Source organism: Thiobacillus sp. SCUT-2 (assembly GCF_035621355.1).
Lineage (GTDB): Bacteria > Pseudomonadota > Gammaproteobacteria > Burkholderiales > Thiobacillaceae > Thiobacillus > Thiobacillus sedimenti.
Window position 1 is genome coordinate 1,843,683 of record NZ_CP141769.1, and the last position, 23,662, is coordinate 1,867,344.

The window sequence follows — 23,662 nt, forward strand, 5'->3', positions numbered from 1 at the left end:
GGAGGTATCCGATGTCCACCACTCTCGCGGGCTTCCCGCAACGCTATCTACGCACGCCCGAAGCCGCGCGCTTCGTCGGCCTCTCCATCCGCACACTCGAAAAGCATCGCATCTACGGCACCGGCCCCCGCTATTCGAAGCTCGGCGGGCGCGTCGTCTACCGCGTCGAAGACCTGCAGGAATGGGTCGACGCGGCCGCGAAGGCGTCGACGTCCGATCCGGGTAAAGCCGTCGTCCTGCCGGCCCGCCGCCACTCGGCCGCGGAACTTGAGCAAGCCCGTCACCCACGCCGCTGACAGCCCGATGTCGTCGCGCCACCGCACACGATCTGAACGCGAGCAGCTCGAACTGTTTCGAGCGCTGCCCGGCGACCTCGCACCGCGCGACGCGCAAGACCTCATGGCTTATCCGTTCTTCTCCCTCGCCAAGACGCACCGCATCACGCCGATTGACTACAGGACAGGCGAGATCGCTATCCGCGTGGAAGCCGTGCCGGAACATGGCATGGCGACCATCTGGGACGGCGACATCCTGATCTGGGCCGCCTCCCAAATTGTCCAGGCCCGCGACACCGGACTGCGCACATCGCGTCTGATGGCCGCCACGCCTTACGAGATTCTGACCTTCATCGGCCGCGGCGACAGCGCGCGCGACTACCATCGCCTCAAGGCGGCGCTCGACCGCCTGCAATCCACCACCGTCGCCACCACGCTGCGGCAAACGAACGAACGCCGCGCGCACCGCTTCTCCTGGATCAACGAATGGACCGAACGCGCCGACGCGCATGGGCGCGCCGACGGCATCGATCTCATCGTCCCAGACTGGTTCTACAAAGCCGTTCTCGACGACGCGCTCGTGCTCACCATCGACCGCGAATATTTCAAGCTCACGGGCGGTCTTGAGCGCTGGCTTTATCGCATCGTGCGCAAGCACGCTGGCAGACAGCGTGCAGGCTGGCGGTTCGATTTTCGTCACCTCTACGACAAGTCGGCAAGCCTTTCGCCGTTCAAGCGCTTTGCATTCGAGTTGCGCGACATTGCGCGTCGTCAGCCGCTTCCCGGCTACCGACTCGACGTCGAGCACGATCGTAGCGGACACGAACTTCTCGCCTTTGCTCCTGCTCGGTCGTCCACAGGGGGCTGTGGACAAGCTGTGGAATCCCTCGTGCCATCGGGAACCGCCGCTCCCGTGCCATCAGGAACCGCGGTCCCGTGCCATCAGGAACCGGAAACCGCGTTTTCTCCGGAAGAGTCCGTCGCTTACGGAACGCCTAACTTAGATTCTAACAGAAAAGAATCTAACGATTCTGCTGTTTGCGATCCGTCTGCGCGGTGCAAAACCGAAGGCGGCGCGTCATGATCGTCGCGCTCCTCAACCAGAAGGGCGACGTCGGCAAGACCACGCTCGCCCTGCATCTCGCCGGTCACTGGGCCCGTCAAGGAAAGCGTGTGACCGTGATCGACGCCGATCCCCAAGGGACAGCGCTCGACTGGTCCGAGCAGCGTGCGCGATGCCGCTTCGAGCGCCTATTCGGCGTCATCGGCCTCGCTCGCGATACGCTCCACCGGGAAGCACCCGAGCTCGCCCGCGATGCTGACCACGTCGTCGTCGACGCGCCGCCGCGCATCGCGGCCTTGCTGCGCTCGGCGTTGCTCGCGGCGGACATCGTTCTCGTGCCAGTGCAGCCGTCACCTCTCGATGGCTGGAGTTCCGCGGAAATGCTTGCCCTCATCGCCGAGGCGCGCATCTTTCGTCCCGCGCTTGTCGCGCGGTTCGTGCTGAACCGTTGTCCCGCGCGCACGATCATCGTCCGCGACACGGCGCAGAGCCTGGTGGATCACGATCCGCCGGCTCTCACCGCCCGCATCAGCCAACGCGTGATCTTTGCCAACGCCGCGCGCACCGGGCAGCTCGTCTTCGAGCAAAGGAGCTGCGGCGCCTCGGCAGGCGAAGTCGCGGCGTTCGCCGCCGAAACCGAAAGGCTCGCGCCATGACGGCGCGGCGCTCGAATGGCGGTTTCGCATCCAGACCGCGCGACGAGCACGCTTGGATCAAGACGCGCGATCCCGGCATCGGCGCACCGCCGGCGAGCGATCTCTACACCGCGCGTCTCACCGTGGACATCACGCCCGCCCTTCGCGGCCGCATCAAGATCGCGGCCTTCCAGCGCGGCGAAACCGTCGCCGACATGCTGCGCGCGCTGCTCGCGCGCGAATTCCCCGACATCGATGGAGGCAAGTCATGAGATTTGAACCCGACCTTGCGCGCGCACCAAGACCGCACGCCGCGCCATTGCTCACCCGCGTCGAGTTGACGTGGCTCGAGGGCCGCATCGAACACTGGATCCGCTTCGGCCGCGACTGCGGCGAGACGATCCTCGATCGCAGGCGTCGCGTCCTCTCGTTCGCGCCGGGAAACGTGTTTGCGTTCGTGCGCTGGGCATCCAACGACTTCGGCACGATCATCTCGCGCATCGATATCGTTCAATCGGTCACGCATGGCGTCGCCTACCAGACGCTTCCCTTCGTCCGCCCGGGTGGCGACATCCTGCTGCGCATCAGCGGCTGGCCGAAAGTCGAGCGTGTCCTGAAGGCGATCGACTCGGTCGAGGCGCTTGGCATCGAGGCCGCCGATGCCGCACCGGATCACTGGCGGCACATCCATAATCGCCTCTCTGCCGGATACGAGCCGCGCTCCTACAGCCGCGATCAGCACCGTGCCTGGCTTCTGCGGCGCGGGCTCGCGTCATGACGCGGTTCGGCTGGACCATCGCAACCTATGTTGCAGCCCTTGGCGCGACCGCATCGGTGTTCTTGCACCCGCTTCCGCGACTCATCTGGAACGCCAGTGCGAGCGTGCCGATCGGCCTCTATGCCATCCATCCCGCGCGCACGCTCGACCTCACGGAGCTTGTCGTCGTCCACCCTCCGAACGACCTTGCGCGATTCCTCTCCGAGCGGCGCTACCTGCCCGAGGGCGTGCCGATGCTGAAGCGCGTGCTCGCGCTTCCTGGTCAGACGGTCTGTCGGGATCAACGCACGATCACCGTCGATGGCGTTGCGATGGGACAGGCGCTCGAACGCGATACCCACGGTCGACCGCTGCCCGCCTGGCACGGATGTCAACGCATCCCCGAAGGCCAGGTCTTCCTGATGAACTGGCAATCCGAAGACTCCCTCGACGGCCGCTATTTCGGGCTGCTCTCCCGCACCACGATCGTCGGCCGCGCCGATCCCCTCTGGACGCGAGAGGGCGATTGACATGCCGCGTCGCTGCTTGCCCCTTGTCGTCTTGGCGCGGCGGGCCCACCGCGCCCCTTCCTCCTTACCGGCACGCCATCGCTCAGAACCGTCCTTCGCCCGAATTCTGAGCGTCACGTTCATCGCCGTCTGTCTGTCGGCGGAGATGTTCGCAGCTTGGACACCCGCCTGCGCCCAGTCCGCGCCAGGACGCCCCATCACGCGCATCGCCGTGACATCCCGCTTCGAGGCGTTCGTGGCCGAGGCCTCGCATCGTTTCGGCATTCCGGCGGCGTGGATACGCGCCGTCATGCACGCAGAGAGCTTCGGCGAGGTGCGCGCGATCTCACCCAAAGGTGCGATGGGCCTGATGCAGATCATGCCCGAGACATGGGCTGCACTGCGTCGGCGCTACGCTCTCGGCGTCGATCCATACGATGCGCACGACAACATCATGGCGGGTGCGGCCTACCTGCGAGAGCTGCACGACCGCTATGGAATTCCCGGCTTCCTCGCGGCCTACAACGCCGGTCCCGCACGCTGGGAAGATCACCTGGCCACCGGACGTCCGCTGCCGGCCGAGACGCGCGCCTACCTTACGAGGCTCGCGCCAATCGTTGGTGGCAGCGCGATCGACGACACGGCATTGCTCGCATCCATCGTGCGTTCCTGGACACAAGCATCGTTATTTCCCGAACAGCGGTCCGACGCGCCCAGCGACAAAACGACGGCAGCCCAACCGCGCGGATCGACGAGGGCTGGCATCAGCCCAGCGCAGGATTGGACGGGGCTTGCTCCGCAGTCTGACGGCCTCTTCGTCGCCCTGTCGTCTGCAGGACGATCGCAATGAGCGATCGTCGTTGGACCAGGGTGAAGGACCGTTCGATCGAAGGATTGCGAGGAGCGGAGCATCGGCGCAGGCAACCCACCAACGGACGGCAAGGGAAAAGGCCGGCCTTCGGCGCGGCTTATGTGGTTGGTTGGATTGAACAATTTGCCCATATCCTCGAAGCATCCTGCTGGCGCTTCCATCGATTTGTCCAACGAAATCAATCCTCGAAGCGCCGTCGCGCCGCCGAATCCTTGGATTTCGGCCGATGACGACGCGCGACGACGACCTCCGCGTCCGGCCCGGGCGCATCCAGCATGGCAACCGCGGCGGCAAACGTCCGCAGACCTTCGTCGGCGAGGTAATGCGGGCCGCGAAGAAGGCGGGGCATGTCGGCAACAGCTTTCGTTCCAGCCAGGGCCGGAGCCGCTCCCGGTTTGGCCGCGGCCGCCGCGCCGCGGTTTCGATCCGGCTACGCTCGAATGCCCGCCGAGTCGTGACGAAGGCGCGCGTCGTGCGCCACCAGGGCACGCGGTTTCGCTCGGCGCCTCTGCCCAAGCACATCGCCTATCTGAAGCGCGACGGTGTCACGAGAGATGGGCTGCCCGCGCGGATGTTCGATGCGACCGGCGACGAAGCCGACGAAGGCGCCTTCGCGGAACGCTGCAAGGATGACCGGCACCATTTCCGCTTCATCGTCTCACCCGAAGACGCGGCCGACATCGGCGACCTCAAGACATTCACGCGCGAGCTCGTCGCCGACATGGAAAGGGACCTTGGCACCCGGCTCGACTGGGTCGCGGTCGATCATTGGAACACTGACAATCCACACGTCCATCTGCTGATCCGTGGCCGGGCCGATGACGGCGAGGACCTCGTCATCAGCCGCGAATACATCAGCCGGGGCATCCGCGACCGCGCCGCCGAGCGGATCACGCTCGAGTTCGGCCCGCGCACCGAACAACAAATTCAGACCGCGCTGGAGCGCGAGGTGAACGCTGAGCGCTGGACCAGCCTCGATCGGGCGCTGCGCGACATCTCCGACGAGAGTGGAGGCGTCGCCGATCTTCGGCCGGGCCCAAACGCCGAGGATCCGGAGTTGCGTCGCTTGTTGCTCGGCCGGGCGGCCAAGCTTGAACGCCTGGGGCTTGCCGATCGGGTCGGACCTGGGTGCTGGATCTTGAAGCCCGGCCTCGACGGGACGCTGCGCCAGCTCGGCGTTCGCGGCGACATCATCAAGACAATGCACCAGGCGATGAGCCGGGATGGGGCGGAGCCTGACGTGAGCCGGTTCGCGCTGCATGGCGAGGAGCCCGCCGACCCGGTGCTGGGCAAGCTCGTCCAGCGGGGCTTGGACGACGAGCTCAAAGGCACCGCCTATGTCGTCGTCGCCGGCGTCGATGGCCGCACGCATCACCTGCGGTTCGGCGATCTGGAATTCACCGGCGATGCGGCGCCCGGCGCCATCGTCGAGGCGCGCGCTTATGACGATCCCAACGGTCGGCGGCGCTTGTCGCTCGCCACCCGCTCGGACCTCTCGATTTCTGAACAGGTCACCGCCTCAGGGGCGACATGGCTTGATCGGCAGCTTCTCGCGAAAGACCCTCCGCTCAGTGGCGGCGGTTTCGGCGCTGAGGTACGCGCGGCGATGGAGGCCCGCGTCGACCACTTGGTCGAAGAAGGTCTCGCACGACGGCAGGGCCAGCGCATCGTGTTCGCCCGCGATCTCCTCGCCACGCTGCAGCGACGCGAGCTTGAAGAGGCCGCAGCCAAGCTTTCCGCGGACACCCACCTCGCGTATCAGCCCGCTGCTGAAGGCGAACGCGTTGCCGGTGTCTATCGCGAGCGGGTCACGCTCGCCTCCGGGCGGTTCGCCATGATCGATGACGGGTTGGGCTTCCAGCTTGTGCCGTGGCGCCCGGCGCTGGAGAAGGACCTCGGGCGCGAGGTCCGCGGCGTCATGGCGCCTGGCGGACGAGTCGATTGGGACCTGGGCCGGAAGCGGGGGCTGGGCCTGTGAAGGCGTGCGCGCGGTTCATCCGATTTCTGGCCCAGCGTGTCCGGCCGTTTGATCCCGCACAGTTCATGCTTGCCTCAAACACGCGTCGCCGCGCTGGTGTGGCGTCACCATGAACCCGACCAAGATTCTCTGGCTCCAAATCCTCGTGGTCTGCTCGACCGTGCTCGGCTTCGTCTGGGCGGCGACCGAATGGACAGCCTGGCAACTCGCCTTCCAGCCGCAACTTGGCAGCCCCTGGTTCTCGCTCTTCGGATGGCCGGTCTACTTCCCGCCAGCTTTCTTTTGGTGGTGGTTCGCGTTCGACGCCTACGCGCACGAGATTTTTGTGACCGGCGGGTTCATCGCCGGCGCCGGTGGAATCGCCGCATTCATTGTCGCCGTCGCCATGTCCGTGTGGCGGGCGCGAGAGGTGAAAAGAGCTACGACCTACGGCTCTGCCCGCTGGGCAAACGAACGGGAGATCCGCAAAGCCGGGCTCCTTCACCCCGACGGCGTATTGCTGGGTCGATGGCACGCCGCCTATCTGCGCCATCATGGGCCCGAGCATGTGCTGTGCTTCGCCCCGACCAGGAGCGGCAAGGGCGTGGGTCTCGTCGTTCCAACCTTGCTGACGTGGCCGGGCTCGGCGATCGTGCATGACATCAAAGGCGAGAACTGGATGCTCACCGCCGGTTGGCGCGCGCGGTTCGGCCGCGTGGTCCTCTTCGACCCGACCAACGTCCAGAGCAGCGCCTACAATCCGTTGCTCGAGGTTCGCCGGGGCGAGTGGGAGGTCAGGGACGTCCAGAATATCGCGGATGTGCTGGTCGACCCGGAGGGCGCGCTCGAGAAACGCAACCACTGGGAAAAGACCAGCCACTCGCTGCTCGTGGGAACCATCCTGCATGTTCTCTACGCCGAGAAGGACAAGACCCTCGCCGGCGTCGCCAACTTCCTCTCTGATCCCAAGCGCCCGATCGAGAAGACCCTTCGGGCGATGATGACAACGCCGCATCTGGGGCCGAAGGGAGTTCATCCCGTGGTCGCCAGCGCGGCACGCGAGCTGCTCAACAAGAGCGAGAACGAGCGCAGCGGCGTGTTGTCGACGGCGATGTCGTTCCTCGGCCTGTATCGAGATCCCGTCGTCGCCGCCGTCACGCGGCGCTGCGACTGGCGCATCCGGGATCTCGTCGAGGCCGATCACCCCGTCACGCTCTACCTGGTCGTGCCGCCCTCCGACATCAGCCGCACCAAGCCGCTTGTGCGTTTGATCCTGAATCAGATCGGGCGGCGCCTGACCGAAGAGCTGGAGAACAAGCGCCGGCGGCACCGCCTCTTGCTGATGCTGGACGAGTTCCCCGCGCTTGGCCGCCTCGACTTCTTCGAGTCGGCGCTCGCCTTCATGGCGGGCTACGGGCTCAAAAGCTTCCTGATCGCCCAGAGCCTGAACCAGATCGAGAAGGCCTACGGCCAGAATAATTCCATCCTCGACAACTGCCACGTCAGGGTTTCGTTCGCCACGAACGATGAACGCACCGCCAAGCGCGTGTCCGATGCCCTTGGCATGGCGACGGAAATTCGGGCGATGAAGAACTATGCGGGCAGCCGGCTCAGCCCGTGGCTCGGACACCTGATGATCTCCCGGCAGGAGACGGCCCGACCGCTCCTGACACCTGGCGAGATCATGCAGCTCCCGCCCGACGACGAGATCGTCATGATTTCCGGGAGCGCGCCGGTCCGGGCGAAGAAGGTTCGCTACTACGAAGATTCCGAGCTGGCTGGGCGTATCCTTCCACCGCCTCCCTTCTCGACCCAGGGAACACGGCCAGCGCCCGGCGTCCCGGCAACCACGCCGGACGACGCTTGGGCTGGCGCCGTAGCGGCGCCTTCGCCGTCCTCCGACACGGAAGACCCGGACAATGCGGGCATACGCAGGGAGCCTGAACTCCCCGAACATGAAGAGATCGTGCCCGAGCCGAGAAAGCCGGTTCAAGAATTCGAGCCGATCGAGGATGAGCCGGACGATGACGCACAACGCCAGCGCCTCATGCAACGCAACTTCGGCAACGCGCGGCAAATCTCGCTCGACACGGATGATGACATGCGGATGTAGCCGTGCGCACCAAGCACACTTTTCGTCTACCGCCCGATCTGGCTTCAAAGCTCGCGGACTACGCCGCACGCAAGCGCGTCCCGCAGGCCTTGATCGTTGAAGCGGCGCTCGCCTCCTACCTCTCGCCCGATGCCGCCGACCGCCTTGAGGCCGCGCTCGCGCGACGCCTCGACCGGATGACGCGCGACATGGAGCGTATCGAGCGGCATGTCACGATCTCGAACGAAGCCTTGGCGGTGTTCGTCCGTTTCTGGCTGATCAGCACACCGCCGCTTCCCGACACGGCGCTCGCCGCTGCGCAGACAAAGGGCCGGGAACGCTATGAGGGCTACATCGAGGCACTCGGTCGCCGACTCTCGCGCGGCCGCAAGCTCGCGGACGAAGTGATTCGCGACATGCCGCCACAATCCGAAGAGCCAGAAGATAACAGGTCAGAATAGCGAGCGTCCTTCTCGCTTGTCTTTCTATCCCAGAGCCCTCTCGCACATTCATCGTTGTTGCGGAGTCCCAGTTCCGGCTCTTTCTACTCAACCCCGCTGACATCTGCGCCTCCACGTGAGGCCAACTTGCGGGGTTCTTGTGACGACGATCTCCCTCCGGTCTGAAGTCTTCGCCCGCGGCGCGCGTATGCTGCGCACGGCGCTCGGCCCGGCGATCGCCGGCTATCTGGAAGATCCGAGCGTCGTCGAGGTGATGCTCAATCCCGACGGGCGGCTCTGGATCGATCGCCTGTCGGGCGGCCTCGAGGACACCGGCCATCGCGTCACGCCAGCGGACGCCGAACGCATCGTGCGCCTGGTGGCGCACCATGTCGGCGTCGAGGTCCACGCCGGTAGCCCACGCGTCTCGGCGGAATTGCCGGAAAGCGGGGAGCGCTTCGAGGGTCTGGTGCCGCCCGTGGTGGCCGCGCCGTGCTTCGCCATCCGGCGGCCGGCCGTCGCCGTCTTCACCCTCGGCGACTACGTCCAGGCCGGGATCATGTCGGCGAGCCAAGCCGAGTTGCTTCGCGTGGCGGTCCGCGAGCGGAAGAATGTCCTGGTCGCCGGCGGAACCAGCACCGGCAAGACGACGCTGGTCAACGCGATCCTCGCGGAAGTCGCCAAGACCGGCGACCGCATCGTGCTGATCGAAGATACGCGCGAGCTGCAATGCGCCGCGCCGAACCTCGTCGCGCTGCGCACGAAAGATGGCGCAGCCTCGCTCTCGGATCTGGTCCGCTCATCGCTCCGCCTGCGGCCCGATCGCATCCCGATCGGCGAGGTCCGCGGCGCCGAAGCGTTGGACTTGCTCAAGGCTTGGGGCACCGGACATCCCGGGGGCGTGGGCACGCTGCACGCGGGGTCCGCCATCGGCGCGCTGCGCCGGCTCGAACAGCTCATCCAGGAAGCCGTCGTCACCGTCCCGCGCGCGCTGATCGCCGAAACGATCGACCTCATCGCGGTCCTCGCCGGCCGCGGCTCCGCGCGCCGGCTCGCCGAGCTCGCGGTGGTGAAGGGCCTCTCGCCCACCGGCGACTACGTCCTCACCCCCGCAGGAGAACCGTGATGCTCATCAAGCATGCCCGCCGTGCGTTCGCCACGGCATCCGCCTTCGTCTTCGTCGCCCTCGCGACCGCGCCAGCCTACGCCGCGGGCTCGAACATGCCGTGGGAGCAGCCGCTCAACCAGATCCTGGAGAGCATCCAGGGGCCGGTGGCGAAGGTCGTGTCAGTGATCATCATCATCGTCACCGGCCTGACGCTCGCCTTCGGCGAGACGAGCGGCGGCTTCCGGCGGCTCATCCAGATCGTGTTCGGTCTGAGCATCGCCTTCGCGGCGTCGAGCTTCTTCCTGACCTTCTTTCAGTTCGGCGGCGGAGTCACCGTGTGATGGAGCAGGATGACGCCATCACCGGCTTCTACGCGCCGGTTCACCGTTCGCTGACCGAGCCAATCCTGCTGGGCGGCGCCCCGCGTGCCGTCGCGATCGTCAACGGCACGCTCGCCGCGGCGATCGGGCTCGGCCTTCGTCTTTGGATCGTTGGCGGCCTGATCTGGCTCATCGGCCATATCGCAGCCGTCTGGGCCGCGAAACGCGACGCCGCCTTCGTCGACGTCGTGCGCCGGCACCTGCGCTACCCGCAGCATCTGGTCTCGTGAGGTTCGGGCAATGATGAACCTCGCTGAATATCGCCGCCGTAGCCAGAGCCTCGCCGACTTCCTGCCCTGGGCAGCATTAGTCGCCAAGGGCGTCATCCTCAACAAAGACGGCTCGTTTCAGCGCACCGCGCGCTTTCGCGGCCCCGACCTCGATTCCTCGACGCCGGCCGAGCTGGTCGCGATCACCTCGCGTCTCAACAACGCGCTGCGCCGTCTCGGCTCCGGCTGGGCCGTCTTCATCGAAGCCCAGCGCGTGCCCGCGCACAACTATCCGCTCAGCCAGTTTCCTGATCCGGTCTCCGATCTGGTCGATGCCGAGCGTCGCGCCCAGTTCGAGGAAGAGGGCGCGCATTTTGAAAGCGGCTATTTCCTCACGTTGCTCTGGCTGCCGCCTGCCGACGACGCCGCCCGCGCGGAAGCCTGGCTCTATGAGAACCGGGCGCATGGCGGCGCCGACTGGCGCGCCGCTCTGGAAGGCTTCGTCGACCGCACCGACCGCGTCTTGGCGCTCCTCGAAGGTTTCATGCCCGAGGCGGATTGGCTCGATGATCGCGAGACGCTGACCTACTTGCACTCCTGCATCTCGACCCGGCGCCAGCACGTCCGCGTGCCCGAGACACCGATGTATCTCGACGCCATCCTCGTCGATGAGGATCTGACAGGCGGACTCGAGCCGCGCCTTGGCCGCGCCCATCTGCGCACCCTCACCATCATGGGATTCCCGTCGCAGACCTGGCCAGGTCTGCTCGACGACCTCAATCGCCTGGCATTCTCCTATCGCTGGGCGACGCGCGCCATCTGCCTCGACAAGACCGACGCCGCGAAGCTGCTCGGAAAAATTCGCCGCCAATGGTTCGCCAAGCGCAAGAGCATCATGGCGATCTTGAAGGAGGTGATGACCAACGAGGCGTCGGTGTTGATGGACTCCGACGCCGCCAACAAGGCGCTCGATGCCGACGCCGCCCTGCAGGAACTCGGCACCGACCTTGTCGGCGAGGCCTACGTCACCGCCACAATCACCGTCTGGAACGACGATCCGCGTATCGCCGAAGAGCGGCTGCGTCTGGTCGAGAAGGCGATCCAGGGACGCGACTTCACCTGCATGCGCGAAAGCGTCAACGCCATCGAGGCCTGGCTCGGGTCATTGCCAGGCCATGTCTACGCCAATGTCCGGCAGCCTCCGGTCTCGACGCGCAATCTCGCGCACATGATGCCGTTCTCGGCGGTCTGGGCAGGACCGGAGCGGGATGAGCATTTCCAGGCGCCGCCACTGTTCTTCGCCAAGACGGAGGGCTCCACACCTTTCCGCCTTAGCCTCCACGTCGGCGATGTCGGCCACACCTTGATCGTTGGGCCCACTGGCGCCGGCAAGAGCGTGTTGCTCGCACTCATGGCTCTGCAATTCCGGCGATACGCCGGCGCGCAGGTCTTCGCGTTCGACTTCGGCGGCAGCATCCGGGCCGCCGCGCTGGCGATGGGCGGGGATTGGCATGATCTCGGCGGGGCCCTCTCAGACAGCGCCGCCGAGCCCGTCGCGCTCCAGCCTCTGGCGCGTGTCGATGATCCCGGCGAACGCGCCTGGGCCGCGGAATGGGTGGCGGCGTTGCTCGCCCGCGAGTCCGTCACCGTCACCCCAGAACTGAAGGAACATCTATGGTCGGCTCTGACCTCCCTTGCGTCCGCGCCAGTTCAGGAGCGGACGATCACCGGCCTTTCGGTGCTCCTGCAATCGAATGCGCTGAAGCAGGCGATCCAGCCCTACACGGTCGCCGGACCCTGGGGGCGGCTGCTCGACGCCGAGATCGAGCGGCTCGGCGAGGCGGAGGTCCAAGCCTTCGAGACGGAGGGCCTGATTGGCGCTGGCGCCGCTCCCGCGGTCCTCTCCTATCTATTTCATCGCATCGAGGACCGCTTCGACGGCCGCCCCACCTTGCTCATTGTCGACGAGGGTTGGCTCGCCCTCGACGATCCCGGCTTCGCCGGGCAATTGAGAGAGTGGCTGAAGACGCTTCGCAAGAAGAATGCGAGCGTCATCTTCGCTACCCAGTCGCTTGCCGACATCGACGGCAGCGCGATCGCACCGGCGATCATCGAGAGCTGCCCGACCCGCATCCTGCTTCCGAACGAGCGCGCGCTCGAACCCCAGATCGCGACCATCTATCAGCGCTTTGGCCTCAATGATCGCCAGATCGAGATCCTGAGCCGAGCGACGCCGAAGCGGGAATATTACTGCCAGTCGCGTCGCGGCAATCGCCTGTTCGAGCTCGGATTGTCCGAGGTCGCGCTCGCCTTCACCGCCGCTTCCGCGAAATCCGACCAGACCGCCATCGAAGAGCTTCTCGCCGAGCATGGTCGCGACGGCTTCGCCGTCGCGTGGCTGCGCCGAAAGGAGCTCGATTGGGCGGCCGACATGCTGACCCGCAGCCAGGAGACCACGTCATGATCCGTCACCGTTTGCGCACCTTGCTCATCGCCGGCGCCGCTGTTCTCACCATTGCGACTGTCGCCGGCGGCCCGGCACGCGCGCAGTGGATCGTGTTCGATCCAACCAACTACGCACAGAACATCCTGACCGCGGCGCGGGAGCTTCAGCAGGTCAACAATGAAATCCAGATGCTGGAGAACCAGGCGACGTCGCTGATCAATCAGGCACGCAATCTCGCCAGCCTGCCGTATTCATCGCTCGCTCAGCTTCAGCAGCAGATCACCCAGACGCAACAGCTTCTCGCGCAGGCGCAGCGCATCGCCTACAGCGTCTCGACCATCGATCAGGCGTTCACGCAAACCTATCCCCAGGCCTACGCGACCGGAACATCCTCCCAGCACCTTCTGTCCGATGCCCAAACCCGGTGGCAGAACGCGCTCGCCGGATTCCAGGACACGATGCGCGTACAGGCCGGGGTCGTCACCAACCTCAACACCACGCGCACCCAGATCAACGCCCTGGTGTCATCCAGCCAGTCGGCGACAGGCGCGCTGCAGGCGGCGCAGTCGGGCAACCAGCTCGTGGCGCTCCAGACCACCCAGCTTGCCGACCTGACCGCTCTGATGGCCTCGATCGCACGCGCGCAAAGTCTCGAGGCGGCACGGACACTTGAAACGCAGGCCCAGGCCCAAGCACAGACCGACAACTTCCTGAATTACGGGCCCGGCTATCAGGCCGGCTCGGCGCAGATGTTCCACTGATGCGCCGCCGCCCTCTCAATCTACCGGCGATCACGCGCGCGGCCGGCTTTGTGTTTGTGGCCGTCGTGATCGTTGTCGCCGCCCTGCATTTCCGCACGCCGACATCACACCGCCTCGATCCGCGCGCCGAGGCCGGACCGAGCACCGATCTGCTCGCAGAAGAACTCAAGCGGTGCCAGCTCATCGCCGACCAGGCGAAAGACGATCCCGCGTGCGAAACGGCCTGGGCTGAAAACCGCCGACGCTTCTTTACTTACGCGCCCGCGTCCGCCCCGACGCCCGCGGCTCCGAAGAACGCAGGCAGGTAGGCATCATGGGCGGCACGGGTGTCATCGACAATTTCCTGGGGACGTTCACCCAGTACATCGATTCCGGCTTCGGGCTGGTTCAAGGCGATGTGCGCTGGCTTGCCAGCGTCCTCATCGCTATCGACATCACGCTTGCAGGGCTGTTTTGGGCAATGGCGCCGGACGAGGACGTGCTCGCGCGCCTGATCAGAAAGACACTCTACATCGGGCTCTTCGCCTTCATCATCGGCAACTACAACAACCTCGCGCAGATCATCTACAACAGCTTTGCGGGCCTCGGCATCAAGGCCGGCGGCGGCACCATGACCGCCGCGCAGCTTTTGCAGCCAGGCAAGATCGCCGAGGTCGGCATCGACGCCGGCAAGCCGATCCTCACGGCCATCTCCGGCATGATGGGCTTCACCAGCGTCTTCGCCAACCTGGTGCAGATCATCATCCTGCTGGTCGCGTGGCTGATCGTCGTCATCAGCTTCTTCGTGATGGCGATCCAGCTTTTCGTGAGCTTGATCGAGTTCAAGCTGACGACCCTGGCGGGCTTCGTTCTCGTCCCCTTCGGACTGTTCGGCCGGACGGCCTTCCTCGCCGAACGCGTGCTCGGCAATGTCGTGTCGAGCGGAATCAAGATTCTCGTGCTCGCCGTTATCATCGGCATCGGCTCGACCATCTTCAGTCAGTTCACCAGCGGCTTCAACAACCCCCCGACGATCTCCGACGCGCTCACCCTCATCCTTGCGGCGTTGTCGCTGCTTGGCCTCACCATCTTTGGTCCCGGTATCGCGAACGGTTTGATCGCCGGCGGGCCGCAGCTTGGCGCCGGTGCGGCCGTCGGCACTGGACTCGCCGCAGCGGGCATTGGCGCCGCCGGAATCGCTGCGACAGCGGGCGGCGTCGCCGCCGCTGGAGGCGCCATCGCCGGCACGGCGCGCGCCGGGGCCGCCGTCGCTGGCGGCGCCAGCGCGGCCTATCGTGCGGGTGGCGCAATGGGCGTCGCGCAGGCTGCCGGATCTGTCGCCATGAGCCCGCTTCGGCGCGCGGCAGCCAGCCTGCAGGAAAGCTTCGCTTCCGGCGAACGCGCCGTGATGCGCGGCGGTGCTCGTCCTGCGTCGTCCGGCGGCGGCACATCCGGCGGCTCCGACAGCGCGCCTGCCTGGGCGCAGCGCATGAAGCGAAGTCAGACCATCAATCGCGGCGTCAGCGCCGCCGACCACGCAATCCGCTCCGGCGACCGGCCGAGCGGTGGGCACCAGGTCGACCTATCAGACGGGGAGTAGTTCATGTTCCGACGATCGACCGTGCGCTATGGCAAGACGCCGGAAGCCGAAACCCCGTATCAACGGGCGGGCCAGGTCTGGGATGAGCGGATCGGCTCCGCGCGTGTGCAGGCGAAGAATTGGCGTCTCGCCTTCTTCGGAGCACTCGTTCTCAGCGGCGGGCTTGCTGGCGGCCTTGTGTGGCAATCCGCGCGCGGCACCATCACGCCTTGGGTCGTGCAGGTCGACAAGCTCGGCCAGACCCAGGCTGTCGCGCCGGCCACAGCGGACTATCAGCCAACCGATCCTCAGATCGCGTGGCATCTGGCGCGCTTCATCCAGGAAGTGCGCAGCATCCCCGCTGATCCGATCGTGCTGCGTCAGAATTGGCTCGATGCCTACAACTACGTCACCGACAAGGGCGCGCTGGCGCTCAACGACTACGCGCGGACCAACGATCCTTTTTCCAAGGTCGGCAAGAACCAGGTCTCCGTCGACGTCGCCAGTGTCATCCGCGCCTCCGATGACAGCTTCCGTGTGGAATGGGTCGAGCGCCACTACGTCGATGATGCGCTCGCGTCGACCGAACGCTGGAGCGCCATCCTTACCATCGTCCTGCAGACGCCGACCGACGCCGATCGGCTCAAGAAGAATCCGCTCGGCGTGTACGTCCATGCCCTCAATTGGTCAAAGGAGCTCGGCTGATGCGCCCGATCGCCCTCTCAACGGTGTTGCTGACATCCCTGTCCCTCGGCGCTTGCGCCACGACCTGGAAGCCTCCGGAAATCAGCTACGACAACACGCCGAAACCCGCCGTGCTGCAGGCTGAGCCCCCACAGCCGGTCAAGATCGTCGAACTGCCAAAGCTGTTGCCCCTGCCGGGCCAACTCAAGCCGCTTCCCGGCAACAAGAAGTCACCACTGGAGCCCGTCGATCCACACGCGCGCGTCGACCAAGCCAACGGCGCAGCGCGTGTCCAGCCAACGCGCGCCGGCTATCTCAACGCCATCCAGGTCTATCCCTTCTCGGACGGCGCGCTGTATCAAGTCTATGCCGCGCCAGGCGAAATTACCGACATCGCGCTGGAGCCGGGCGAGCAGTTGACCGGATCGGGGCCAGTCGCCGCGGGAGACACCGTGCGGTGGATCATCGGCGACACGGAAAGCGGCGCGGGACCGGCGAAGCGTGTCCATATCCTCGTAAAGCCCACCCGCCCAGATCTCATCACCAATCTCATCATCAACACCGATCGCCGCACCTACCATCTCGAGCTGCACTCCGATGACAAGACGTACATGGCGTCGGTTTCCTGGGCCTATGCGCAGGACCAGCTCATCGCGCTCCGCCAGCAGAATGCCGCCGCCGAAGCGGCGGCGCCTGTCGCCACCGGCGTCGACATCAACGCGCTCAATTTCCGTTACCGCATCGAGGGCGACAATCCGCCGTGGCGTCCGCTTCGCGCCTTTGACGACGGCAGACAGGTCTTCATCGAATTCCCGACCGGCATCTCCCAGGGTGAGCTCCCGCCGCTATGGGTCATCGGCGCGGAAGGCGATGGCCAACTCGTGAACTACCGGGTCCGCGGCAATCACATGATCGTCGATCGTCTGTTCGCCGCGGCTGAACTCAAGCTCGGCGGCAAGCATCAGGAGATCGTTCGTATCGTCCGCACCGACGGAAGGCCGCGGCCGTGACAGACGAAGCCCGAAACGAGGAGCGGCCAGCCGAGGCCGAGCGTCCGCCCGAAGAGATGCGGCTGCGCGCCGGGCGGCCGCCCGTGACGCGCCTGTCCCGCAAGGTCCTGCTCGGCGTGGGCGCGGCCGCCGCCATCGGCGTCGGTGGGGCCCTCCTTTTTGCCCTGAAACCTCAACACCACACTTCAGGGACCGAACTCTTCAACACGAACAACCGCAACACACCCGACGGGCTGGCGAACCTTCCCCGCGACTACACGGGACTCCCGAAGCCCGTGCCGCAGCTGGGGCCGCCGCTGCCCGGCGATCTCGGCAAACCCATCCTCAACGCCGGCGCGCCCGCACCTGGAATGCCGATGCCCGGTCCGAGTCCCGAAGAGCAACGACTTGCTCAAGAGATGGAAGCAGCGCGGACCAGCCATCTGTTCGCCACGACAAATGTCGCGGCAGGCTCGGTGACGCCTTCACCGACCGCCGGACAACCGACGCCGACGTCAGCGAACGCGTCATCCGACCTCACGTCGCAGGATCACAAGCTCGCCTTCCTCAACGGCAACATCGATCGCCGTACCACCAGTCCCGACCGTGTCCAGCCGCTGGCGAGCCCTTACGTGCTGCAGGCCGGCGCCGTGATCCCGGCGTCCTTGATCACCGGCTTGCGCTCCGATCTGCCGGGCCAAGTGACCGCCCAAGTGACCGAGGATGTCTACGACAGTCCGACTGGCAAGATCCTGCTGATCCCGCAAGGCTCACGCCTCGTTGGCCAGTACGATGCTCAGATCGCGTTCGGCCAGTCGCGTGCCTTGCTCGTCTGGAACCGGCTCATCATGCCGAACGGCCGATCGATCGTGCTGGAGCGCCAACCTGGCGCTGACACCGAAGGCTACGCTGGCCTTGAGGACGAGGTCGATAACCATTGGGGCATGCTGTTCAAGGCCGCTCTTCTTTCGACTGTCCTGAGCGTTGGAACGGAGGTCGGCATGAGCGGCAACAATAATGGCTCGCTTGCCGAAGCAATCCAACAGGGGATGTCGCAAAGCATTAACCAGACTGGACAGCAAGTGGTTAGCCGCTCGCTCAACATTCAGCCGACGATCACGATCCGGCCTGGTTTCCCGGTTCGTGTGATGGTTACCCACGATCTAGTCCTCGAACCGTACGGAGCATGAAGAAACAACATGGCAAAGCTCAAGCTCGCTGCAATCGAAGAGATCAAGCCAGTCAAACTCACAGTCGAGTTGCCCGCGTCAGTGCACCGCGATCTCCTTGCCTACGGAGCAGTGCTTGTGCGTGAAACCGATCATGCTGCAATCGAACCCGAGAAGCTCGTAGCTCCGATGTTGGCGCGATTCATGGCAACGGACCGGGTTTTCGCGAAATTACGAAGAAGCTTGTCGCAGAAGGTGCCGTGAGCGCGATTCATCGCGCATAAAGGAGAGGAAGCGGCCGAGGACAGCGTCTTCCGCATCTGGAATCCAGGCGAGTTCAACCTGAAGCCAGGCATCTTCCTCATCGATTGGCCGGTAAACGACTCCCGGAAATACGACTTCAGACTGGCTCACCGTCGCTAGGGTAACTCCCAAACCCGCGCCTACGAGCGCGAACACGCTTTGCTTGCTCGCCGCATGCATGTGAAACTTAACGCCGCTTCCGAGGAATGCGGCATAGAACTCCCGGGCAGACTGACTTTCATCCCATCCCTGAACCAGGAATATTTCGTCACGTAACACATCCCAGTCGACCGCCCTGCGCCCGGAAAGAGGGTGCCCCTGCGGCAGCGCCGCGACTATGCGTTCGCGGTAAAGGGGCTCGGACGTTGCATGTGGCCATAGGGTATGGCTGGTCATCAGGGCGGCATCGAGCCGACGCTCCGCCAGCGCGACTTGGATGTCACGCTCGTTCATCTCGAATATCGTTAGAAGCACATCGGGGTGCATCTCTCGCCACCTTGAAAGCAAAGTCCGCATGGGCTCGCCAATAGGCGGCATACGCACGCCAAGCCGAACCTTCCCGACCTTTCCCGTACCGTTCTGGTGTCCCGACGTCATGACGGCATCGATATCGGCGAGTGCGCGCCGGACAAACATCAGCACCGCCTGGCCGCCCGTCGTGAGACGTATTCCGAAACGGCCTCGCTCAAAGAGCGTTAAGCCGAGCTCTTCCTCCACACGTCCGATCCGGCGACTGATGGTGGAGGAGTTCAATCCAAGCGCTTTGGCGGCGCGGGCGAAGGTTCCTGCGTCCGCTGATGCCGTCAGATATCTAAGGTCACGGATTTCCATTGCCGCCACGCCAGGCGTACTCGGACATGGAGATCAAGATTTCGAGTCGCCCCTCAAATCCTTTATTAGTCGATCGTCTCAGGCACACACTGGACACTATGACGTTTCGCGTAAGATACCGCGGCAGGATAAATGGCGCGATGCGACAGCAGAGTGTTGCGAGGTCATCGGACCCCTTCACGAACGGCATACATACGCTCGTCACAATTGACTCCATTCATGACTATGCCGCCAGCAGGCAATGTTCTCACTTCCTCTTCGCGGCCAATATATTTTCAGATCCATCGACTTTGGTTGGTTGCTTTTGCCTTAGCCAGATTTGGAATCTATCGAGATACAGATAGATTACCGGCGTCGTATAGAGTGTGAGCAACTGACTGAGTGCCAGCCCCCCAATCATCGCGTAGCCGAGCGGCTGACGTAATTCCGAGCCCGTGCCATTGCCGAGCGCGAGCGGAACTCCGGCAAGCAAAGCCGCCCCCGTCGTCATCAGGATGGGGCGGAAGCGCAAGAGGCATGCTTCGCGAATGGCCTGAACCGGTGGAAGGTGACGGTCACGCTCGGCAACAATGGCAAAGTCGACCAGCATGATGCCGTTCTTCTTGACGATTCCGATCAACAGGATGATTGCGATGATGCCTATCACCGACAGATCTATGTGCCCCATCCACAACGCAAGTAACGCACCAACACCGGCCGATGGTAATGTCGAAAGAATCGTCAGAGGATGAATGAAACTCTCATACAGCACACCGAGGATGATATAGACGACTACGAGCGCCGCGATGATCAGCACAGGCATACTCGACAACGATGTCTGGAACGCTTGCGCATTGCCCTGGAATGCACCAGTCACTGTGCCGGGCATGTTGATCTCCTGCGCCGCCTGGCTGATTGCGTTGACAGCCTGGCCAAGCGCGACGCCTGGACGGAGATTGAACGACAGGGTAACCGCGGGAAACTGACCCTGATGTGTCACCGACAGCGACCCGACCTTGGCCGAATCAACTCTCACGAGCGCGGAAAGCGGCACCGCAGCGCCTGTCAGCGGCGATTTCACATAGATGCGGTCGAGTGATGCAAGCGTGCGCTGCAGTGCCGGGGTGATTTCAAGAACGATCGGGTATGTATTGAGCTGGGTGAAGTACTGCGTGATCTGCCGCTGGCCGTAGGCATCGTTTAGCGTGTCGTCGATCGTCTGCGGCGAAATGCCAAAGCGTGAAGCTTGGTCCCGGTTGATGTCGACCGTGAGCAGCGGCGCGTCGGCGAGAAGGTCTGTGGCTACGTCCGCGAGCTGGGGCAGCGTGCGCATTTTCTGAAGCATCTTCTGTGACCATGTGGTCAGCTCGCCCACATCGGCACTCTGCAACGTATATTGAAAACTGCCGCGCGAAGATCGGCCGCCTACGGTGATGTCCTGAGTTGCCGACAAAGAAAGATTGACGCCCTGGACCTTTGCGATCTTCGGCCTCAACCGGTCGATAATCTGGGAAGCCGTGAGCGTGCGCTCGTCGCGCGGCTTGAGAACGATATAAAATCGAGCGGTATTCGCTGTCTGTGCAAAACCATTTCCGCCGGTGCTACCCGTCCATGAGGCAATCCCCTCAACGCCGGGATCCTTGAGGACGACCTCTCCGACGACACGTTCGAGACGCTTCATCTCCTCGGGCGAGACCTCCTGCGCCGCCTCCGCCAGGCCGCCGATCAGGCCGGTGTCCTGAATCGGAAAAAAGCCTTTGGGGATCTGGATGGCCATGACGACGGCCAACACAACCGTAGCGAAGAACACGCAGAGGGTGACCGCCTGATGACGCAGCACGATGTCGAGCGTGTGCCGATAGCCGGACTGCATCGTGTCGAAGCAAGTTTCGAGGGTGCGATAGAGGCGGCCATGATCCTCTGATGCCTCCCGCCGCATGAAGCGCGAGCACAGCATCGGGGCGAGCGTGAGCGATACCAAAGCTGAGACCGCAATCGCCGCGGTCACGGTTAGAGCGAACTCTCGAAATAATCGGCCGACAATCCCACCCATAAGCAAGAGCGGGATGAAAACGGCGATCAGCGACACGCTGATCGAAAGCACGGTAAAGGCGATCTCTCGCGAGCCGTTAAGCGCGGCTTCAAAGGGCGGCACGCCACTTTCGATATGACGGTAGATGTTTTCGACGACCACGATAGCGTCGTCGACCACGAAGCCGACGGCTATGGTCAGCGCCATCAGTGACAAATTGTCAAGACTGAAGCCGAGCACATACATGGCCGCAAACGATCCGAGCAGCGCGAGCACAATCGTGAAACCCGGAATCAGCGTCGCCCACAAATTGCGTAGGAATAGCAGGACCACCATCACGACGAGGCCGACAGTCAGGCCAAGCGTAAACTCGACATCGCGCACCGAAGCGCGGATGGTGGTCGTTCGGTCGAGAACAGTATGGATTGTGATCGCTGGCGGAATATCGGCCGCGAGACGTGGCAGTTGGGCCTTGATCCGGTCTACGGTGTCGATGACATTGGCGCCGGGCTGCTTATAGACTGTAAGAAGGATCGCGGGTTTATTGTTGTCATAGGCGGCTGCAGTTCGATCGGACGCCGCGGAGACCGCCTCGCCGACGTCGCGCACTCTGACCGGAGCGCCATTACGATAGGCGAGCACGACGTCATCGAATTGTTTTGCCTCGGTGATCTGGTCGTTGGCTGCGATCGTGAAGCTCATTTTGCCCGTATCGAGCGTGCCTTTGGCGGCATCGGTCGTGGCGTTGGCGAGGACTGGCCGTATGTCCTCAAGGGTCAACCCGCGCGAAGCGAGCTTTGCCGGATCGACTTGAACACGGATCGCTGGCTTCTGCTCACCGCCGAGCGACACCTGGGCGACACCCGGTACTTGCGAGATCTTTTGGGCGAGATAATTGTCGGCATATTCGTTGACGCTGGTGAGCGGGATTGTATCGGAGCTCGCCGAGAGGACGAGGATGGGGGCGTCGGCCGGGTTCAGCTTCTTGTAGGTCGGCGGCGTCGTCATCGATCGCGGCAACCTGTTGCTTGCGGCGTTGATCGCCGCCTGCACGTCCTGCGCCGCCGAGTCGATATTGCGATCAAGATCGAACTGGATTGTGATAGATGTCGCGCCCAGCGCGCTGAGCGACGTCATCTGGGTAACGCCCGCGATCTGCCCGAGCTGGCGCTCGAGCGGCGCCGCAACCGATGAAGCCATCGTGTCGGCGCTCGCTCCGGCAAGCGTTGCGGTGACTTGAACGGTCGGGAAATCGACCTGCGGCAGCGGGGCGACCGGCAGGAGCGGGAACGCGGCAATGCCCAGGAGCGCCAAAGCCGCCATCAGCAGTGCCGTTGCGACCGGTCGTGCGATGAATGGCGCGGAGAGATTCACCTGGCACCCTCGGACGTTGGTGACCGGGGTGACGTGCCCCTTACCTGTACCCGAGCATCGCGCTTCAGCTTGAATTGTCCGTCCGTCACGACGCGTTCGCCGTCCCTAAGGCCCGAAGTGACCACCGTCAGATCGCCAGATGTCGGCCCCACCTCGATCGGCCGGGGTTCAGCCGTGTCTTTCGACGTCACGATCCACGCGAACAAGCCCTGCGGGCCCCGCTGGACTGCGGTCGATGGAATGACGAGAGCATCGCTGAGCGTCTTGAGTGACAAGCGTGCATTAACAAATTCGCCCGGCCACAGCCTTTCGTCGTCATTAGGGAAGATGGCCTTCAGACGCATGGTGTCGGTAGCGGGATCGATTGCATCGTCGATAAGGAGGAGTTTCCCCGCGCTCAGTGCGCGGCGGTTGTTTTGGTCGAAAGCCGTCACCACGACAGGACCATGGGCTAAGGCGCTGCGTACATCATCGAGAAACCGTGCTGGCAGTGTGAACAGCACGGCGGACGGGCGGATCCGCATCAGGATGACGATCGGTTGTGCATCGGACACATGCACCACGTTTCCAGGATCGATCGAGCGAATGCCAATTCGCCCGTCGCTTGGCGCCCTGATCGAGGTGTAGTCGAGTTGTGTCTGTGCGGTGTCGATCGCAGCTTCATCGGCGGCAATGGACGCCTTCAGTTGATCGACCGTTGCCTGCTGGTGATCGACAGTCTGCCGCGCTATGGAATCACTCAGCGCCAACGTCTTGTACCGCGTAAGATCTTTCTCGGCGGAAACGAGCAACGCAGCGTCCTGGGCTTTTTTCCCCCGGGCCTGGTCAAGCGCAGCCTTGAACAAGCGCGGGTCTATCTTGGCCAGTACGTCGCCCTTTTTGACATCCTGGCCTTCGGTGAACAGCACGTCCTGCAGTGTGCCATCGACCTGGGGACGAATACCCACAGTCAATGAAGCCTGTACGGCGCCAAGACCGGTCAGCTCGACGGGCACGTTCTGTCGAGTCGCGACGGAAACGCTTACCGGTACAGATGGGCGTGTGGTCGGCTGAATCTTGGTTCGCGGCGACAAAAGCCAGTGGGTCGCAATGCCAACTACAATAAGTGCAACACTCGCAGAAATCAGAAAAATAGCACGCCGGCGCCTGACTGCGTTATGCTCAGTCTCGTTGACCGATGTTTCGTTAGAATGTGCCGGTTCTACCGGGCCCTGATCTTTTTGATCGCTCAAGCTCTCCG

General features: G+C 64.0%; 25 protein-coding genes. 22 read left to right on the forward strand and 3 right to left on the reverse strand.

Annotated features, from left to right (window positions below; all coding sequences use genetic code 11):
* Positions 1-11: 11 nt before the first annotated feature.
* From VA613_RS09075 to VA613_RS09180, 22 genes are all read left to right on the forward strand, one after another.
* Complete coding sequence (locus VA613_RS09075) at positions 12-296, forward strand: helix-turn-helix transcriptional regulator (RefSeq protein ID WP_324778765.1); 285 nt, start codon at positions 12-14, stop codon at positions 294-296.
* Positions 268-1,359: a replication initiator protein A gene (locus VA613_RS09080; RefSeq protein ID WP_456129302.1), complete on the forward strand. Its 1,092-nt coding sequence runs from the start codon at positions 268-270 to the stop codon at positions 1,357-1,359. Before VA613_RS09075 ends, VA613_RS09080 begins: the two co-directional genes overlap by 29 nt.
* Complete coding sequence (gene parA / locus VA613_RS09085; RefSeq protein ID WP_324778766.1) at positions 1,356-1,994, forward strand: ParA family partition ATPase; 639 nt, start codon at positions 1,356-1,358, stop codon at positions 1,992-1,994. Before VA613_RS09080 ends, parA begins: the two co-directional genes overlap by 4 nt.
* Positions 1,991-2,245 carry a chromosome partitioning protein ParB gene (locus VA613_RS09090; RefSeq protein WP_324778767.1) on the forward strand — a complete coding sequence of 85 codons (255 nt, stop codon included), beginning with the start codon at positions 1,991-1,993 and terminating at the stop codon, positions 2,243-2,245. The genes parA and VA613_RS09090 overlap by 4 nt, the downstream gene beginning before the upstream one ends.
* Positions 2,242-2,751 (forward strand): DUF2840 domain-containing protein, encoded by a 510-nt coding sequence (locus tag VA613_RS09095; RefSeq protein ID WP_324778768.1) that lies wholly within the window; start codon positions 2,242-2,244, stop codon positions 2,749-2,751. The genes VA613_RS09090 and VA613_RS09095 overlap by 4 nt, the downstream gene beginning before the upstream one ends.
* Positions 2,748-3,260, forward strand: coding sequence for a S26 family signal peptidase (locus VA613_RS09100; RefSeq protein ID WP_324778769.1), 513 nt, complete (start codon positions 2,748-2,750; stop codon positions 3,258-3,260). The genes VA613_RS09095 and VA613_RS09100 overlap by 4 nt, the downstream gene beginning before the upstream one ends.
* A gap of 211 nt (positions 3,261-3,471) precedes the next feature.
* Complete coding sequence (locus VA613_RS09105; protein WP_324778770.1) at positions 3,472-4,089, forward strand: lytic transglycosylase domain-containing protein; 618 nt, start codon at positions 3,472-3,474, stop codon at positions 4,087-4,089.
* Positions 4,086-4,340 (forward strand): hypothetical protein, encoded by a 255-nt coding sequence (locus VA613_RS09110; RefSeq protein WP_324778771.1) that lies wholly within the window; start codon positions 4,086-4,088, stop codon positions 4,338-4,340. Before VA613_RS09105 ends, VA613_RS09110 begins: the two co-directional genes overlap by 4 nt.
* Entirely contained in the window at positions 4,337-6,088 is a 1,752-nt protein-coding gene (locus VA613_RS09115; RefSeq protein ID WP_324778772.1) for a relaxase/mobilization nuclease domain-containing protein, read from the forward strand. Before VA613_RS09110 ends, VA613_RS09115 begins: the two co-directional genes overlap by 4 nt.
* 109 nt (positions 6,089-6,197) lie before the next feature.
* Complete coding sequence (locus VA613_RS09120) at positions 6,198-8,180, forward strand: conjugal transfer protein TraG (protein WP_324778773.1); 1,983 nt, start codon at positions 6,198-6,200, stop codon at positions 8,178-8,180.
* 2 nt (positions 8,181-8,182) lie between these two features.
* Complete coding sequence (locus VA613_RS09125; RefSeq protein ID WP_324778774.1) at positions 8,183-8,620, forward strand: ribbon-helix-helix domain-containing protein; 438 nt, start codon at positions 8,183-8,185, stop codon at positions 8,618-8,620.
* Between the two features lie 139 nt (positions 8,621-8,759).
* Positions 8,760-9,725, forward strand: coding sequence for a P-type conjugative transfer ATPase TrbB (trbB, locus tag VA613_RS09130; RefSeq protein WP_456129303.1), 966 nt, complete (start codon positions 8,760-8,762; stop codon positions 9,723-9,725).
* A complete protein-coding gene (locus tag VA613_RS09135; RefSeq protein ID WP_324778775.1) occupies positions 9,725-10,048 on the forward strand; it encodes a TrbC/VirB2 family protein in 324 nt (107 codons plus the stop codon). Before trbB ends, VA613_RS09135 begins: the two co-directional genes overlap by 1 nt.
* Entirely contained in the window at positions 10,048-10,317 is a 270-nt protein-coding gene (locus tag VA613_RS09140) for a VirB3 family type IV secretion system protein (protein ID WP_324778776.1), read from the forward strand. Before VA613_RS09135 ends, VA613_RS09140 begins: the two co-directional genes overlap by 1 nt.
* Positions 10,318-10,327: 10 nt before the next feature.
* Positions 10,328-12,760 carry a conjugal transfer protein TrbE gene (trbE, locus tag VA613_RS09145; RefSeq protein WP_324778777.1) on the forward strand — a complete coding sequence of 811 codons (2,433 nt, stop codon included), beginning with the start codon at positions 10,328-10,330 and terminating at the stop codon, positions 12,758-12,760.
* Positions 12,757-13,503 carry a P-type conjugative transfer protein TrbJ gene (trbJ, locus tag VA613_RS09150; RefSeq protein ID WP_324778778.1) on the forward strand — a complete coding sequence of 249 codons (747 nt, stop codon included), beginning with the start codon at positions 12,757-12,759 and terminating at the stop codon, positions 13,501-13,503. The genes trbE and trbJ overlap by 4 nt, the downstream gene beginning before the upstream one ends.
* Positions 13,503-13,811, forward strand: a complete 309-nt coding sequence (gene trbK-alt, locus VA613_RS09155) for a putative entry exclusion protein TrbK-alt (RefSeq protein ID WP_324778779.1) — start codon at positions 13,503-13,505, stop codon at positions 13,809-13,811. Before trbJ ends, trbK-alt begins: the two co-directional genes overlap by 1 nt.
* A 5-nt stretch (positions 13,812-13,816) precedes the next feature.
* The gene (gene trbL, locus VA613_RS09160; protein WP_324778780.1) at positions 13,817-15,082 is read left to right on the forward strand and encodes a P-type conjugative transfer protein TrbL; all 1,266 of its coding nucleotides are present in this window, start codon (positions 13,817-13,819) and stop codon (positions 15,080-15,082) included.
* 3 nt (positions 15,083-15,085) lie between these two features.
* A complete protein-coding gene (trbF, locus tag VA613_RS09165; protein WP_324778781.1) occupies positions 15,086-15,766 on the forward strand; it encodes a conjugal transfer protein TrbF in 681 nt (226 codons plus the stop codon).
* Complete coding sequence (trbG, locus tag VA613_RS09170) at positions 15,766-16,755, forward strand: P-type conjugative transfer protein TrbG (RefSeq protein WP_324778782.1); 990 nt, start codon at positions 15,766-15,768, stop codon at positions 16,753-16,755. Before trbF ends, trbG begins: the two co-directional genes overlap by 1 nt.
* The gene (locus VA613_RS09175) at positions 16,752-17,924 is read left to right on the forward strand and encodes a TrbI/VirB10 family protein (RefSeq protein WP_324778783.1); all 1,173 of its coding nucleotides are present in this window, start codon (positions 16,752-16,754) and stop codon (positions 17,922-17,924) included. The genes trbG and VA613_RS09175 overlap by 4 nt, the downstream gene beginning before the upstream one ends.
* 9 nt (positions 17,925-17,933) lie before the next feature.
* Positions 17,934-18,167 (forward strand): DUF2274 domain-containing protein, encoded by a 234-nt coding sequence (locus VA613_RS09180; protein WP_324778784.1) that lies wholly within the window; start codon positions 17,934-17,936, stop codon positions 18,165-18,167.
* Here VA613_RS09180 and VA613_RS09185 read toward each other — a convergent pair.
* The 3 genes from VA613_RS09185 to VA613_RS09195 form a co-directional block, all read right to left on the reverse strand.
* Positions 18,135-19,037, reverse strand: a complete 903-nt coding sequence (locus VA613_RS09185; protein ID WP_324778785.1) for a LysR family transcriptional regulator — start codon at positions 19,035-19,037, stop codon at positions 18,135-18,137. The genes VA613_RS09180 and VA613_RS09185 overlap by 33 nt on opposite strands.
* Before the next feature lie 247 nt (positions 19,038-19,284).
* The gene (locus VA613_RS09190) at positions 19,285-22,422 is read right to left on the reverse strand and encodes an efflux RND transporter permease subunit (RefSeq protein ID WP_324778786.1); all 3,138 of its coding nucleotides are present in this window, start codon (positions 22,420-22,422) and stop codon (positions 19,285-19,287) included.
* A complete protein-coding gene (locus VA613_RS09195; protein ID WP_324778787.1) occupies positions 22,419-23,654 on the reverse strand; it encodes an efflux RND transporter periplasmic adaptor subunit in 1,236 nt (411 codons plus the stop codon). The genes VA613_RS09190 and VA613_RS09195 overlap by 4 nt, the downstream gene beginning before the upstream one ends.
* Positions 23,655-23,662: the final 8 nt, after the last annotated feature.